The sequence below is a fragment of the Chryseosolibacter indicum genome, assembly GCF_018598585.1.
GTDB classification, from domain to species: Bacteria; Bacteroidota; Bacteroidia; order Cytophagales; family Cyclobacteriaceae; genus Chryseosolibacter; species Chryseosolibacter indicus.
Window position 1 is genome coordinate 44,390 of record NZ_JAHESD010000031.1, and the last position, 15,187, is coordinate 59,576.

The following is a 15,187-nucleotide window of genomic DNA, read 5'->3' on the forward strand; positions in this document are numbered from 1 at the left end:
TTATGGATTTTGAAGTATACTGTGATGAGAGTGGTTTAGAATCTTTAACACGAAAGGATGCCCATCTTTTCACAGGTATCGGTGGAATTTGGTTTCCTGCAGAGTACCGAGATCACTTTAAAGAGCAGGTATCCCTGATAAAAGAAAAGCATAAGGTTCACGGTGAATTGAAATGGAAAAAAGTATCGCCCAGGTATTTTGACCTGTACAAGGACGTAATTGATTTCTTTTTCTTAACTGGATATTTAAGATTCAGAGTTGTTCTTATCGAATCATCGAAGGTTGATAATATCAAATTTAACAACGAGGATGCGGAGCTTGGATTCTATAAGTTCTATTATCAACTCCTTCATCATTGGATATTTGACTTCAATACGTATGATGTCTTTCTTGATCTTAAGATAAATCGTAACAAAGGGAGGCTTAAGGAATTAGAAAGAGTATTGGATCTTTCAAATCTCACATCAGACATAAAGCAAGTACAGGGGCTGCCTTCAGAACAATCAATAGGTATTCAATTGGCTGATGTGCTGACCGGCCTCGTCACCACGAAATTCAATAAGGAAGCGAAGGGTTCAGCAAAGCTTGGACTTATTCAGCACATCGAAGAAAAGTTTCTTGGAAAACCAATTGCACCAACGTCAAAATGGGATGAGAAGTTCAACGTGTTCAAGATCAACTTAAAAGGCGGTTGGTAATGACTTACAAGAAAATTAAATCCCATAAAATGACGGAAGCTGAACTCCGGCGGCTTTGGAAGGATGAGTATTGTGATCCAGGAAAGGCAATACTCACTTTCGACAACGTCCAAGTAAAATTTTATGAGAACATGTTTGATCACGTATTTTTCGAAAGCGCAAATCGAAAATTCAGAGACAAATCAATTCTTTCGCTCAATCGACTGGAGAAGATGCTATGGATCAAAGATACTCTTCAAGACCCTACGGCTGTGCTAAAGCAAGGGTGGGATCGGGATACCAAAACGTATGACAATGGAAGGCGAGTAGCACTTGTCAAAGACGGGTATGTCGTAGTTATTCGATTTACCGGTTTACTCAAGGCCTCCTTTGTGACGGCATATGAACTAACAGATGAGGAAGGAAACAATAATAAAATTTTGACGAGCCCCGATTGGATTAGAGATGAGCAATATGTTGGAAAGGCCCAAGAATAAAAAGAACGCTGATTTGGGTTCAGCGTTCGAGACCTTTGTAGGTTCCCTACCAAAGGTAAAGAACAATTCAAAACTATCATCTAGAACGGAATTATCCAAAAATAGTTCGCGCCTTTACAAACCGCAGGAAAACATGCATAGAAAAAGGTCATTTTCTAAAACGTGTAGAAAATAAGGCTTCCATAGCTCATCGAGAAAGCGTCTATTTTCTCCATAACGCCCAGCAGAATTCTCCAAAAAACAGTCTCGATTGATCATAAAAATACTGATATACAGATATTTGATACTAATTCTGGTTTTCGCCTTTTCTCCAAAATAGGTTTTAGCCCCTCACCATAATCCGAGCATTATCTATGGAAACACCTAATTTTAAAGAAGATCTCATTAGCTAGATTCCAGCGCTTCAGCTTCTTGTGAAGTTGGGTTTACCTACCGCCCGCTGAGGCCCAGCGGCTACGCCAGGGCAAAACCAGCAACGGATTGTTGGAAGACGTACTACCTAGTCAGAATCTCGCCTTCCTTTACGAAACGGGCGAGCTGGTTTTTCAGTGCCGCATCAGTCGCAGGAATAGCTACCTTCAAATTCAGGAAAAGAAAAGGCATATTGCTAGACAGAAAGCGGCTTTATAATAAAATCCGACATACTCGGTTAATACTTTTCCATCGTACCAGCATAGGTCCCTTTCCCCAAGTAGATGCTTCTTTTAGTTGACGATCAGAAATCCACCATACTTTTTTAAAGCACCGACTATTCTCTTATTATTTAAAATCTCTTGATGTCGTTCTTCAAATACTGAGCTATTCTTTTAAAATGATCTATATACTGTTTAGAAGAATAAATTCGAAATCATACCTGATAACTCTATCGAGAGGAATCACAGTAACGTTTTACTCATACGCATATCGAATATTGTATTGATATGGAACCAATTTCAAGCTGCTTCCCCCATAACTGCTCTAATGAGCGCAGTAGCCCAAACCGTACCACTTGCCAAAAAAACTCCTCCAAAGAACCGATGAACAAAATTTTTAAATTTCATTATAAGCAAAATGCCAAGAAATATTAACATCGGAGCACAGAAAAAAACTCTTGTGGTCACAAAGATGTCATCCGCATATAGACCTGTATTCCATACAAAAACAACCCAGTATCTAAGTATTGCAAAAAGAAAAAATGCAGCTGAGATGTAAATCAAAAGAAGTATCAACCAATTATTTTGCCTCGTCCTCATTTTTTAATCAGTTTTTGTAAAATTTCATGTATGACCTCTCCAGCCGTTAGTTCATCTATTGTATCATCTGTGACTCGTCGCTTCTTTCCATTGTTATCGACATATGAAACTTTTATTCGATTGGTAATTCCTTTCTGCGAGCCCATCCGCTCTTTTATTTTCCCCACCCCTTGATCCTAAAATAGAAGAGGTTGGTTGATAAATATTTAGACTTTCAGTTGTGTTCTCAGAAACTATTCGATCAAGCTGGTCACTTTGGTCTCCTGCAGCAGCATCAACGGTTACTAAAAAGTTAACTTTAATCTTATTCTGTTTCAGTCGTTTTTCTAGATGGTGAGCTAGTACACCCCCATAACTATATCCATATACTACTACTCGCCCACCTGAACCGTAATTCTTTAAACCATAATCATATGCTTCTTGTGTGAGCTCCTCCAATTTCCCTTCAGCGATTGTACTTGAAATTCCGGCAACTGAACCATACTGTCCTCCATAAACTTTAGTACTCCAGTATGTGGATGGGAAGTTTTGAACCGATCCACCTCGTATCAAAATATTACTTTCTCAGGCGTAAAGCAATATCACCTGTAGATCCTAAACCACGATTGGATGATAAGTCAGCACCTGCAAAAATCACTGCTACATCACATTCGATCACTTCCCTTAATATCAATAAACCGAATTGGATTATTGAAAGCATAAGCGTATGGTGAAATGGATTCGTATCGTTCCACGCCAGGATGTACGGAATTCCATCTACCTATTTCAGAAAAATACATTCTTGTCCCGTAGTCAGACCAACTCAAACCTAATTCATCCTGCTTTTCTTTGCCATTGTATTGATAAAGATTCTGTATGCTGTTTTCTCTCTTATAAAAGTTGTAAGTCAATCCAAACGGATAGTAGTCTTGCGTCAGTATTACAGCGTACTTAATATGTTCCACTTTAAAATCATCGGAATACACTTCAACAGCACAGTGTTAAAAGCGATCCCAGTTCGATAAACCCATAAAGAAAAACAAGAAGAAGAATGAACTACATAAATAGATAATACGTCTCAAAATATTTTTCCTTAAAATAAAATTGAGTATTCCAGCAACAAAAAGAATGAACATATTAAAAAAAGAAAACACAAAAATGAAGGTCATCAGAAATGGCCATTGCCCTGTAAAGTTCAAATTAATGAGTTCGAACTCCTCCATCAATGCACTCGCTGTGTTAATCAAAAGAACAAAACTTGCTAAATCTAAATAAGTTAAAAGAATACGTTTCATCCTTACTGTATCAATAAATAACAATGTTATTACCTCTTGTGGTCCTTTCCTGAAACCAATCATCCGACTCTGCTAGCTTGTCACGCATATCTTCATTAAAGTGATCATAGTTTATTGTGTTAACTTCAGCACCGTTGATTCCTGAAGCTATCGCTTTGTTCGTTTCAAAAACACCCATTCCACTTGCTAAATTCAATATCCCCTGTATTTCCTCTAAATCTCCTGTCATTTCACTTGTAATTCAAGTAAATTAAAGAATTCCAAAAAAATTTGATTCTCACGCTCCCTCCTTTGGAGGGGTCATGTCATGTATGGAATAAAGAGTCGCCTTTTCTATTGGTTATTAAATTTCAGGAGTATAAAATCATTTAGCGCTCATGGGAAACACAAAGTATGACGATCTTATGAAACGGTGGCTCACAAACCAGGTCACTGAAACCGAACGTATAAAGATCGAGGCATGGCTTGACTCAATAGATGAGGGAGATGCTGATGATCTTGAAATGACTGACCAGGAGGCTGAGGAAATCTTTAACAGAATAACCAGCAACAGCGACAACATCAGGGAGATCCGGTCATTTAAACCTGAAAGCATCCGGAAGAAAAATCGACCACGGTGGATCTTGCAAATCGCTGCCAGTTTGTTTTTAGTTGCTGTGGCCACGTATACGATCTGGACAATTGCTGATCCTCCTGTCGCTGCCATCAAGAAAATAACGCTTAATGACGGATCATTGGTTTGGGTGCGAGGAGACAGTAAGCTCTCCTATTCTGAAAGCGCTGAGGGACGTTTTGCGGACCTGGACGGAGAAGCGCTTTTTGAAGTAGCCAAAGACCCTACGCGACCCTTTACAATTCGCTATAAAGATGTTAATGCCCGTGTGGTGGGCACAAGCTTCAGTTTGAAAACGGGCGACAGCTTACAACTCGTGGTTTTAACCGGGACGGTGAATCTCTCATCAGCAGCAGATAAGGAGGGATTGAATATTCTCATGAATGAGAAAGCCATCTATACAGCTCATTCCGGGATAAAGAAATTTTCACTTCTTCAAAATGAAGCACAAGCCGTGATAGCTGATACAGAGTATAACATGAACTTCACAAACGCCACGTTTGATGAGGTGATTGAAAAGATCGAGCGAAAGTTTGACGTCAGGATTACGCTTTCTGATAATTCAATCGGCGAATGTCACCTGAACCTTGATATTACAGACCATTCGCTGGAAAGCTCGTTGCAGATGATCACATCTGTACTAAACGTAGCGTATCTCATCAATGGAGATCAAATTATATTCACGGGCACTGGCTGCAAGTAAAACCTAAACCCTGATCCTATGAAGAGTCCATCCGCCTCTAATCTCAATACGTCATAAGAAAATAAAACAGGAGTGCGCCAACACTCCCGTTTGTTTGCTCCCAAGAATTTCCACACCCATAGGAGGGGCGAGGCTAGGAGCGCTTTGTCTAAATCCGATCACAGAACCTAAACAAAACATTGAAATTTATGAAGAAAATCTTTACCGAGAAACTTTGGAAGCTTATGAGAATTTGCGCCACCCAAGGGTTATTTGCTGTATTGATTTGTGGGGTATCAATTGCCTTTGATAACCACGGACAAGTGCTGGACAGGGAAATCAGTATCACTGTCTCTGAAGTTTCATTTGATCTGGCCCTTATCGAAATCGCCAACGCGGCGCACGTGAAATTTGCCTACAGCCCGGAACTGCTCAATGTAAAAGACCCAATCAGTTTGAATGTTGAGAACATGACGGTACGTGAAATCTTAAACAACCTCCTCCTTCCAAAACAGATAAGCTACGTGGTGCAAAGGGATAGCGTAACCATTTCTTTAAAACGAATTCCAAAACAAAAAATAACCTTAAATAATACAGATAGTTTGACTGAAACCGATAGATCGTTAAATACAACATTAACCGGGATAGTGATTGATGTAGCCAGCCAGCCCATTGCCGGGGTTAATGTTGTCATAAAGGGATCTACAATTGGAACAACCACTGATGCATCCGGAAGGTTTTCAATTGAGGTTGACAAAAAAGATATTCTTGTATTTTCCTTTATCGGATACGCACCAAAAGAAGTACAAGTAGGAAACCAAACTAATATTGAAGTTATTCTTTTGGAAGACATTCAAAGTTTAGGAGAGGTTGTTGTGAACGCGGGGTATTGGGAGGTTAAAGAGAAGGAACAAACAGGGAGTATTGCAAGAATTACATCAAAGGAAGTTGAGAAACAAAATGTAAACAATCCGCTTCAAGCCCTCCAAGGAAGACTAACGGGGGTCTACATTGAACAAAATACCGGCATGCCGGGTGGGGGTTTTAATATCCTGGTACGTGGACAAAATAGTTTGAGAACCGGCTCAGGTAATACGGTCAACGGGAATCTACCGCTTTATTTAATTGATGGAGTTCCTTTTACATCAACCTCTTTGACCTCTTCATCAATAAGCTCAAGTAACCTAAAGGGCGGAAATCCCCTAAGCACAATAAATCCGGGTGACATAGAAAGCATTGAGGTCTTAAAGGACGCAGACGCAACTGCTATTTACGGTTCCAGAGGGGCAAACGGAGTAATTTTAATAACCACGAAAAAAGCAAAAGCGGGGAAAGCCTCTATTAATTTTGACTTCAATCAGGGGTTCTCTCAGATCGGTAACACAATGGATTTGCTGAGTACGCAGCAATATGTAACCATGAGGAAAGAGGCCATAAAGAATGATGGGCTAAGTGATTTAATTGGTGATTCTGAGTACGATGCATACTGGCCGGACTTAACCTTATGGGATACGGCACGGTATACAGACTGGCAGAAGGAACTGATTGGGAATACAGGTCGTATTACCAACGCCCAGCTATCGATTTCGGGTGGAACTCATAAAACACAATTTTTATTTGGTGGAGGGTATTACCGTGAAACCACAGTCTTCCCTGGTACCAATTCATTCAATCGAAGTACCGGGAAACTGCAGATCAATCACCAATCTGAAAACAGCAAATTCAAAATTTCAGGATCAGCGAATTATAGCGCTAGTGTAAGCAGTATACCAAGCGTTGATTTCACCTCGCTTGCTGTCTCACTATCGCCAAATGCTCCCAGCCTGTATAACGAAAATGGTGATCTGAATTGGGAAGAAAGTACCTGGTCCAATCCTATCGCCCTTCTGAGACGAAAATATTCAAGTTCAATTGAGAATTTTGTCAGCAATGCATCCTTAAGCTATGAAGTCATTGAACACCTGAATCTTAAGTCAACCATGGGATTTACCAGTATGACGGTCGATGAAATTTCGACCAATCCCTTATCCGCTTATGATCCAAATGATTTAAAGGGCAGAACAGGTTCCTCAAGTTTTGGTGACAGTAATTTGCAAACCTGGATTGCCGAGCCTCAGATAGATTATTTCCGGACCATTGCAAACGGCGTGCTAACCGCCCTGGTAGGAACAACTTTTCAGCAGACTGTACAATCTGGTAAATCAATACGTGCAACGGGGTATACAAATGATGCACTTTTAGAAAACATTGACGCAGCCACTGGCATCGATGTAGTAAATGCAAGCTATTCGCAATATAGGTACAGTGCATTGTTCGCGCGAATAAACTACAACTGGCGGGAGAAATATATCTTAAATCTTACAGGCAGACGGGATGGATCAAGTCGTTTCGGGCGAGGTCGGCGTTTTGCAAACTTTGGAGCAATTGGCGCGGCATGGATTTTCTCTAACGAGAATTTTCTTCAATCACTTTTTCCAATTATCTCGTTTGGAAAACTGAGAACAAGTTACGGATCAACGGGTAGTGATGCAATTGGAAACTACCAGTATCTCGATACATTCTCTCCAACGCAATATCCCTATAATGGATCCACTGGTCTTGTATTGGCCAGACTTTCGAACCCGGATTATTCATGGGAAAAAAATAACAAATGGGAAGCAGCGTTTGAGCTTGGTCTGCTTGAAAACAAAATATTTCTGTCAGCAGCTCACTATATAAACCGATCATCGGGTCAACTGGTTGGCCTTCCATTACCAGTGATGACTGGCCAATCTACTGTCCAGTTCAACCTCCCAGCAGTAGTGGAAAATAAGGGATGGGAATTTCAGGTCTCTTCTTCCAACATTAATTCGAATAGGTTTCAGTGGACAAGCTCCTTTAATATCACAATTCCTGCAAATCGTTTAGTGAAGTTTCCTGATATTCAAAACTTCCCAGCCTACGACAGTCGATACGTGGTTGGTAAATCATTGTTCATAGCAAAGAATTTTCAATTCGATCAGGTTGATCCTGAAACGGGTCTTTATGCTTTCATTGACTTGAATGGTGATGATAATATTAGCAGCACCCTCGATTTGGTGGGACGAAAAGAAGTTACACAACAGTATTATGGAGGTGTTGGTAACACACTAAAATACAAAGGACTTCAATTGGATTTTTTCTTTCAGTACGTTAAACAAACTGGCTATGGATACCACAGATCTTTTACCATGCCGGGTGACTTGTCAAATCAGCCTGTTGAAGTAATGAAACGGTGGCAACATCCGGGTGAGGTAACTAACGTTCAAAAATTCTCATTCGCAGACCCGGACGCAAGTGTTGGTACGGCATTCAGCAGAAATTTATCATCCGATAATATTATTTCCGATGCTTCTTTTATTCGTTTGAAAACTGTTTCCCTTTCCTGGCAGCTTCCCGAAAAATGGAGCAAGAAGATAAAACAGGCATCAGGTCGAATTTACATTCAGGGACAGAACCTGGTGACCTTTACAAACTACCTGGGGCTTGATCCCGAAAACCAAAACTCGCAGTCATTACCTCCTTTAAGAATGCTTACAGTTGGATTACAAGTGGCCTTTTAAACCTAGCAACATGAAAAATTATAAAACCATATTTAACCGTATAGCAAGTAAATTGCTCTTAACGAGTGCAGCCGTGTATGGATTCTCGTGTGAAGTGTTTATTGACGTAGATACTCCCAAAACAGAAATCATAAGTCAAACTGTTTTTACAAGTGATGCATCGGCAATGTCCGCTGTTAGAGGTATATACAGTCTGATGGCATCGAATTTAAGTTTTACAAAAGGTGGCATTGAAGAACTTACTGGCATTGCCTGCGATGAATTAGTCAATTATGCAGTGAGGCCCGATCAAGTTCAATTCTACCAAAATTCGTTAACCTCCATTAATTCTGATGTGAACGGCATCTTTTGGAAAGAGGCTTTTAAATATATTGTTAATGCCAATGCAATTTTAGAAGGATTGAACATTGCTACCGGGATGACCTCACGGGGAAAGCGCGTTGTGGAAGGTGAGGCTAAGTTTATTCGGGCATTCTGTTATTTCTATCTTGTTAATCTATTCGGCGATGTGCCCTATCTGGAGACTACCGATTACAGGAAAAATGCTACAGCTTCACGCCACGCAAAAGCAGAAGTCTACGCATTCATTGAGAAAGATCTTCTCGATGCTCAAGAACTTTTGCCGGAAGACTTTTCATCTTCAAATGGTGAAAGAACGCAACCTAACAAAGCTGCCGCTATTGCTTTACTTGCACGCGTTTATCTCTATCAGGAAAATTGGCCAAAAGCAGAAGAATCATCCAGCTTGGTAATTGGCAATGAATTGTACGCTCTTCATACGGATTTAGACAAAATTTTCCTGGCAAACAGTTCCGAAGCAATTTGGCAACTCAAACCTGTTGTTCCGGGCACTAATACACCGTACGGCACTTTGTTTATACTTACATCAGCCCCAAATGCTACATCCAGAAGGGTATCATTAACCAATGAACTAAGAGTTGCCTTTGAAGCTAATGATTTGCGAAGGAACAAATGGGTAGGCATGTTCTCCAACGCATCTGGTACTTGGTATTTTCCATATAAATACAAAGTGGCGTTGAACCCTGTGGTAACAGAGTACTCAATGGTCTTACGTTTAGCGGAGCAATATTTGATCCGTGCCGAGGCAAGAGCACATCTTGAAAACTTTGACGGTGCTTTATCCGACATTAATGTCATCAGAGATCGCGCTGGTCTAGAGGCATTGAATATTCTTGACCAGCCAGCCTTGCTACTTGCAATCGAACAAGAAAGAAGAGTTGAACTATTTACGGAATGGGGACACAGGTGGTTGGATCTTAACAGAACCGGCCGGTCCAACGACATCCTTGCGCCTATCAAGAGTGACTGGCAAACTACAGATATGCTTTTACCAATTCCCGAATCCGAGCGATTGCTTAATCCGAATCTGTCGCAAAATCTTGGCTACAGCTACTGAATGTGACATTCTCAATTGATAACATGAATGCACCTCTTTCGAGGTGTATCAAAACATTTTTCTATGAAAAAGATAACCACTTTAGTTTTTACAATTTTAATGTCTATAAATGTCTCCATTGGGCAAACTCCGGGTTTGAATATTGGCGATGAAGCTCCCTTGTTATCGGTTTACAAGTGGATAAGAGGAACGCCTACTTGTGAATATACCGAAGGAAGAATTTATGTGATTGAGTTTGGCGCAACGTGGTGCACTCCGTGCGCAGCAGCAATCCCGGTGTTATCCGACGTTTCGAATAAATATAGAAATGAGGTTTCTGTTATAAGCGTATTTGTAAAAGAAAATTTTTATTCATCAAATAAAAATGACACCTCATACATAGATAAAGTAAAGAAATATGTTGATAAGAAATCTGATCAAATTCATTACTCCGTTGCCATCGATGACCCTCTTGGTAGAACAGGCAATGCCTGGCTTAAAGGGCGTGATGGAATCCCACATATTTTTATAGTAGATAAACAGGGTAAGATTTCTTTTATTGGGAGCAACCCAAAAGACATCTATAAAGTGCTTGAGAAAATACGATCCGACAGTTACAATATTAAAGATTATACAACGTCACAGCGCAATGTCCAGGCCAATCGGGTCAAATTTGATCCTGCTAAACTGTTACTCATCGATGGAAATGGTGGACGCGAGGATAGTTTCTTATGGCGTTCGATCTTGACCAGGTATGACGGTGAAATTCATGCCACCAATCCCGAATTTATCTCAAGCTACTACTGGGCAGTACCGGGCTCGAAATACTTCTCATACAAAGACAGGGTTCAGCTTATTGGGGTCTCACTCTCCAAATTGTATTACTTAGCATACGGAGATACCCTCTCTAACGTAGTGCATTTTCGAGGAATGAATTGGGAATTTCCCGATACTGTAGCAATGCCCCATTTAAAAACTTCTTATGGAAAATACTGGCACGAGCCTGTTCTTGAGGTTAACGATCAAAAACCTTTTATAGCTGAGAAAAGTAACATTCAAAACAGGTACAACTATAGTCTAAAGGTCCCCAAAGGCAAAGGAACTTCCCAGGCAATGCAGAACGCCCTTCGCAATGATCTTGAAACTTACTTTGGATATGACGTTTCTGTAGAAGTCAGAATGATGCCGTACTGGAGATTAACAGCTCCTGACAGGAAATTTGCTTCATCAAAGCTACTCTCGAAAGATCAAAACGAAAAAATTCAGGTAACTGATTCCGAAGCACCATTTGTATTCAGGAATGCCAAGATGCGTGATGTAATTACTATGCTGGCATCTACTTTTGGCTATGGTTTACTAGACTTTGGAAAATTACCTTTAACTGAGCAGGCTCCGTTTATTGACGAAACAGGGATTGCCGAAGACATTGATTTTATATTTGACAAGCGAGCCACGTTTGATGAAGCAAAAGAGCACTTGAAGAAACTTGGACTCGATTTATCGAAGTCCACTAAGCCAATGAAAGTGGTAGTTATTAAAAATTCCGTGGAAGGGATAAAGAACCAGAATCAATAGGTACACTAGTCTGTTTCATGTTTAGCCTGTGTAGCAATAAATAGTTGTCTTGTATAGAATAGATGATATTGTCAATAACAAAGAAGTGTCGCAATTTATTGGTGCTAATCCGGGGAACGTAAAAACTCTTCAGATATTTGCCTGTACGCAGATCGTAAATGTCAAGCACATTCATGGCTTCAAATGTTTTCTGCTCCTCGTTGTCTGCCCTGATATTAGAGTTAATGAAAAGCAGGTTTTTCGATACATAGGCTCTTCGGTTGACAATATGAGGTGGAGAAGACATGGCTGAATAACTTGACATGTATACTTTAGCAACTGACATCTTCGCATGCCTTGTCGTGTCAATCGTATTGCCCCTGTATATCGGCCTCAGGCTGGTATCGGCACATATGAACTGATTTCTATAAAAATATGTGTAAACCAGGGTTCCGGAAGAATCATCGAATTTTAAAACACCGTCTGTGCAGAATATGCCATCGATTTGCTTTTCAAGTAAGCTTGATTTTTTTAAACCAAAATTGGTAGCGTTCCTTTTGGCAAGAATGAGTTCCGTTTTTTCATCATTAAATAGTCTGAGAAAAACGGAGTGATTTGCGGGTAAGTATTCAGTAAAAAACAATTTATGATGAACCACTTCATGGCAAGACCAGTCAGCGGTTTCACCGCGATAAATATTGTAGTTTTCGAGATCCGCCAAGTAGAAATGTGGATACTCAATTATAACTTTTCCCATACGAACAGAATCAGCAAGCGAACGCTTAATGTGTATAATCTCTTTGGTATCTCCAGTTATTTTCAAAAGATGAAATGGTGATGTAGTAACTCCAAAATATAGAACTTCACCAATCCTGCCTGCAAAATAGTACCCACTTGACTGAAGGTCTATCCTGGAAACCAATGCGAGTTCACGGGTGCCTATGAAGTCTCGGGTAAATCCACCATGAGCCATTTTATCGCTACCCGAAATTAGAAATGCAGTCAGGACGAATAACATACTCACAAGGATAACGACTCCTAAACCTAGTATTTTCTTTTTCATGTGGCTTTTATTTAAAAGGGGACCGAACATTCCGGCCCCTTTGTGCTACTAATCGTTCCATTTTAGCTGGTCATCAGCAATTGAATTTTCTGCCCCATCTTCCGTTTCGTAAGCAATGCGACTTCCTACCATACAGAGGTGTTCTGTATTCGATGTAAGACAGGGATTTACATCCGTGTTGCTGGGTACCGTAATTACTCCGGTTGTTACATCCTCGCCAATTGGCTTATAAAAAGCTTCTTGCTGAGGAACAGAGTTCGAAGCAAATGCACACGCAATTGCGATGACTACTGCCAGAAGAGATAAAAACAATTTACTTTTCATCTTTTTTACTGCTTTTGTAAATCAAAAAGCAATTGAAAAACTTTGGTTAAACATTCGAACAGTGTGTTCATTCTTTGCAACCAGGTGAACACGTCTGACAGGTAGTTGCAATTCCTGTCATTATCGTAATGCCTATTATGTCGCAATTTCCTTTGCTAGGTTATGCTGATGTCACTTGTCAGGTCCTTGTCGAAGTGTATCAGTACGGCGATAACTGCAGTAACTATAAAAGCAATATTTAATATTATATGTTGATCCCAATTGAGACTTTGAATTACCCCGCCACATGCACAAGGAACATATTCACTAAACCTGGAAACCAAAATGATATAAGTGGTGAACATAGTCATCAGTGAAAGTGAAGCGTACAATCCACTCAATCGCGTTCGTTCAATTATTAACAAACAACTAATAAAAAGCTCAATGACAGGAACAGCCCAGGCAATCGGTACCGCTACCCGTGTAAGCATCGGTGACTTGCTAATTTGGACTACAAATGAACTTACTAACTGCAGCATACACGAAGAGTAAGATGAATACCGCAGAAATAATTTCAATTACTTTTTTTCGGACCATTTTGTTCTGTTTGATAAGATGAAGTTACATCTACTGTAAATTGCAAATGTTCAGTCCTCCAGGAACAAACGTTCAGACTTTAAAGAACAATTGTTAACTATCCTCCATTTCTCTTTTTATCCGACTGAGTGATTGAGGAGCAATTCCTAAATACGATGCAATGTATTCCTGAGGAACTAACTGCTCGATTTTCGGATACATATCATGAAGTTTTTCATATCGTTCTACTGCGGTTAAGAATTGAAAGTCATGAATTCGTTCACGGCTCTCTTCATAGTATAAGTTCATCGTTGCCCGATAAAGGATGTCCGCTTCAGGATATTCATGAAGAAGCTGCATAACGTTTTCGTAACTAATATGCAGTACTTCGCTTTGCTCCAGTAACTGTATGGATTCTTTGGAAGGTACCTGTTCGAAGAAACTCTTCGGAGATATAACGATCTTACCCTCTTTGTAAAACTCTTCAATTTGTTTTTTACCCTTGATGAATCGAAAAGACATGGCAAATCCGCTATGCAAGAAATAAGCTTGATCTGCAACCCTCCCTGCTGACAGAAGCATGTGATGTTTGGGTAATGTCAGCATTACCATTTTCTTTCTCAAAGTCTGCTTAAACTGTTCCGTTAGTGGTTCAATAGAAGATAGCAATTCAAAAAGCTTGTCCATACCTGTAATACTTTTCTTTCTAAGCATTACACTCATTTTAGACCTCCAACTACCTACAAAGCATAGCTGAATTTTTTATCCTGAGATAAAAATTTTTAAACCTGTACAACCTCCAACGAGGGCAGGACGAACTGATGCTGGATACCAGAAACCGGAAATAAAACATCAGGATCAAACAGCAACGACTATAAGGACCTTTACCAATATGTGTGCGTTTTTATAAAATCTTTATATTTCCCTTCGTAGTTTTACGTCTGTGTCGAATGTACTTGTTATTGATGATGAAGATAACCTTCGCAAACTGCTTGCAAGGGTTATTGAACTTGAGGGCTATTCCGTTTTTCAGGCTGGCACCGTAAAGGATGGAATGAAACTTATGTCCAAAGAAAATATGCACGCTGTTATCTCTGACGTGAAGCTTCCCGATGGGAATGGGGTTGAACTCGCCGGTAGAATTAAGAAGGAATATCCCTGGATTGAGATCATTGTACTCACAGCTTATGGTACTATTGCTGATGGCGTGAAGGCCATTAAGAACGGAGCTTTTGATTACCTGACAAAAGGTGAGCACCAGGAGAAAATTATTCCGCTCCTTGCCAAGGCTATGGAAAAAGCTTTGCTTCAGCAAAAGGTGCAAAGCCTTGAATCAAGACTGCATGCTAAGTTTGGCTTTCCCAATATCCTCGGGCAAAGCAAAGTCTTGCAAAAGGCTATTGAACTGGCCCGCAAAGTAGCCGCTACGGATACGAATGTGCTGTTACTCGGGGAAACAGGAACAGGAAAAGAAGTTTTTGCACAGGCGATACATTATGAGAGCCTTCGAAAAACAAAACCATTTGTTGCGCTTAACTGTAGTGCATTTCCAAAAGACCTCCTTGAAAGTGAACTATTCGGACATGCAGAAGGTGCTTTTACGGGAGCCGTTAAGGCAAAGAAAGGATATATAGAAGAAGCGCATGATGGAACGCTATTCCTTGATGAGATTGGTGAAATGAACATCGACCTTCAGGCAAAGCTGTTGCGCATATTTGAAACAGGCGAATACTATCGTG

The 15,187-nt window shown here is 40.2% G+C and carries 14 protein-coding genes; 7 read left to right on the forward strand and 7 right to left on the reverse strand.

What is annotated here, in order from left to right; all coding sequences use genetic code 11:
* Positions 1-2 precede the first annotated feature (2 nt).
* Together KK060_RS14170 and KK060_RS14175 are read left to right on the forward strand one after the other, a co-directional pair.
* Complete coding sequence (locus KK060_RS14170; RefSeq protein ID WP_254154411.1) at positions 3-698, forward strand: DUF3800 domain-containing protein; 696 nt, start codon at positions 3-5, stop codon at positions 696-698.
* 29 nt (positions 699-727) lie between these two features.
* Positions 728-1,174: a hypothetical protein gene (locus KK060_RS14175; protein WP_254154412.1), complete on the forward strand. Its 447-nt coding sequence runs from the start codon at positions 728-730 to the stop codon at positions 1,172-1,174.
* Positions 1,175-2,499: 1,325 nt separating this feature from the next.
* Here KK060_RS14175 and KK060_RS14180 read toward each other — a convergent pair.
* The 3 genes from KK060_RS14180 to KK060_RS14190 all read right to left on the reverse strand — a co-directional run bounded on the left by KK060_RS14180 (position 2,500) and on the right by KK060_RS14190 (position 3,909).
* On the reverse strand, positions 2,500-2,958 hold the full coding sequence (locus tag KK060_RS14180; protein WP_254154413.1) for a thioesterase domain-containing protein: 459 nt from the start codon (positions 2,956-2,958) through the stop codon (positions 2,500-2,502).
* A gap of 92 nt (positions 2,959-3,050) precedes the next feature.
* Entirely contained in the window at positions 3,051-3,350 is a 300-nt protein-coding gene (locus KK060_RS14185; RefSeq protein ID WP_254154414.1) for an RHS repeat domain-containing protein, read from the reverse strand.
* Between the two features lie 340 nt (positions 3,351-3,690).
* Positions 3,691-3,909 carry a hypothetical protein gene (locus tag KK060_RS14190; protein ID WP_254154415.1) on the reverse strand — a complete coding sequence of 73 codons (219 nt, stop codon included), beginning with the start codon at positions 3,907-3,909 and terminating at the stop codon, positions 3,691-3,693.
* A 148-nt stretch (positions 3,910-4,057) separates the two neighbouring features.
* Between KK060_RS14190 and KK060_RS14195 the strand changes: the two genes are divergently transcribed.
* From KK060_RS14195 to KK060_RS14210, 4 genes are all read left to right on the forward strand, one after another.
* Positions 4,058-4,996, forward strand: a complete 939-nt coding sequence (locus KK060_RS14195; protein ID WP_254154416.1) for a FecR family protein — start codon at positions 4,058-4,060, stop codon at positions 4,994-4,996.
* 188 nt (positions 4,997-5,184) lie between these two features.
* Positions 5,185-8,556 carry a SusC/RagA family TonB-linked outer membrane protein gene (locus KK060_RS14200; RefSeq protein ID WP_254154417.1) on the forward strand — a complete coding sequence of 1,124 codons (3,372 nt, stop codon included), beginning with the start codon at positions 5,185-5,187 and terminating at the stop codon, positions 8,554-8,556.
* A gap of 10 nt (positions 8,557-8,566) precedes the next feature.
* Positions 8,567-9,973, forward strand: coding sequence for a RagB/SusD family nutrient uptake outer membrane protein (locus KK060_RS14205; protein ID WP_254154418.1), 1,407 nt, complete (start codon positions 8,567-8,569; stop codon positions 9,971-9,973).
* A gap of 63 nt (positions 9,974-10,036) precedes the next feature.
* Complete coding sequence (locus KK060_RS14210) at positions 10,037-11,527, forward strand: redoxin domain-containing protein (protein ID WP_254154419.1); 1,491 nt, start codon at positions 10,037-10,039, stop codon at positions 11,525-11,527.
* Here KK060_RS14210 and KK060_RS14215 read toward each other — a convergent pair.
* The 4 genes from KK060_RS14215 to KK060_RS14230 all read right to left on the reverse strand — a co-directional run bounded on the left by KK060_RS14215 (position 11,487) and on the right by KK060_RS14230 (position 14,162).
* On the reverse strand, positions 11,487-12,569 hold the full coding sequence (locus KK060_RS14215; RefSeq protein ID WP_254154420.1) for a hypothetical protein: 1,083 nt from the start codon (positions 12,567-12,569) through the stop codon (positions 11,487-11,489). The genes KK060_RS14210 and KK060_RS14215 overlap by 41 nt on opposite strands.
* A 48-nt stretch (positions 12,570-12,617) precedes the next feature.
* The gene (locus KK060_RS14220) at positions 12,618-12,893 is read right to left on the reverse strand and encodes a DUF6520 family protein (protein WP_254154421.1); all 276 of its coding nucleotides are present in this window, start codon (positions 12,891-12,893) and stop codon (positions 12,618-12,620) included.
* A gap of 155 nt (positions 12,894-13,048) precedes the next feature.
* Positions 13,049-13,411 carry a MauE/DoxX family redox-associated membrane protein gene (locus KK060_RS25205; RefSeq protein ID WP_367397489.1) on the reverse strand — a complete coding sequence of 121 codons (363 nt, stop codon included), beginning with the start codon at positions 13,409-13,411 and terminating at the stop codon, positions 13,049-13,051.
* 151 nt (positions 13,412-13,562) lie between these two features.
* Positions 13,563-14,162 (reverse strand): Crp/Fnr family transcriptional regulator, encoded by a 600-nt coding sequence (locus KK060_RS14230; protein ID WP_254154423.1) that lies wholly within the window; start codon positions 14,160-14,162, stop codon positions 13,563-13,565.
* A gap of 229 nt (positions 14,163-14,391) precedes the next feature.
* Between KK060_RS14230 and KK060_RS14235 the strand changes: the two genes are divergently transcribed.
* Positions 14,392-15,187 (forward strand): sigma-54-dependent transcriptional regulator (locus tag KK060_RS14235; RefSeq protein ID WP_254154424.1); only part of this gene is annotated, 796 nt, incomplete at its 3' end.

Coding starts and splice junctions, on each gene's coding strand:
- KK060_RS14220 (WP_254154421.1), bottom strand. CDS start 12,893: ATGAAAAGTAAATTGTTTTTATCTCTTCTGGCAGTAGTCATCGCAATT.
- KK060_RS14170 (WP_254154411.1), top strand. CDS start 3: ATGGATTTTGAAGTATACTGTGATGAGAGTGGTTTAGAATCTTTAACA.
- KK060_RS14195 (WP_254154416.1), top strand. CDS start 4,058: ATGGGAAACACAAAGTATGACGATCTTATGAAACGGTGGCTCACAAAC.
- KK060_RS14200 (WP_254154417.1), top strand. CDS start 5,185: ATGAAGAAAATCTTTACCGAGAAACTTTGGAAGCTTATGAGAATTTGC.
- KK060_RS14215 (WP_254154420.1), bottom strand. CDS start 12,569: ATGAAAAAGAAAATACTAGGTTTAGGAGTCGTTATCCTTGTGAGTATG.
- KK060_RS14205 (WP_254154418.1), top strand. CDS start 8,567: ATGAAAAATTATAAAACCATATTTAACCGTATAGCAAGTAAATTGCTC.
- KK060_RS14230 (WP_254154423.1), bottom strand. CDS start 14,162: ATGCTTAGAAAGAAAAGTATTACAGGTATGGACAAGCTTTTTGAATTG.
- KK060_RS14175 (WP_254154412.1), top strand. CDS start 728: ATGACGGAAGCTGAACTCCGGCGGCTTTGGAAGGATGAGTATTGTGAT.
- KK060_RS14190 (WP_254154415.1), bottom strand. CDS start 3,909: ATGACAGGAGATTTAGAGGAAATACAGGGGATATTGAATTTAGCAAGT.
- KK060_RS25205 (WP_367397489.1), bottom strand. CDS start 13,411: ATGCTGCAGTTAGTAAGTTCATTTGTAGTCCAAATTAGCAAGTCACCG.
- KK060_RS14210 (WP_254154419.1), top strand. CDS start 10,037: ATGAAAAAGATAACCACTTTAGTTTTTACAATTTTAATGTCTATAAAT.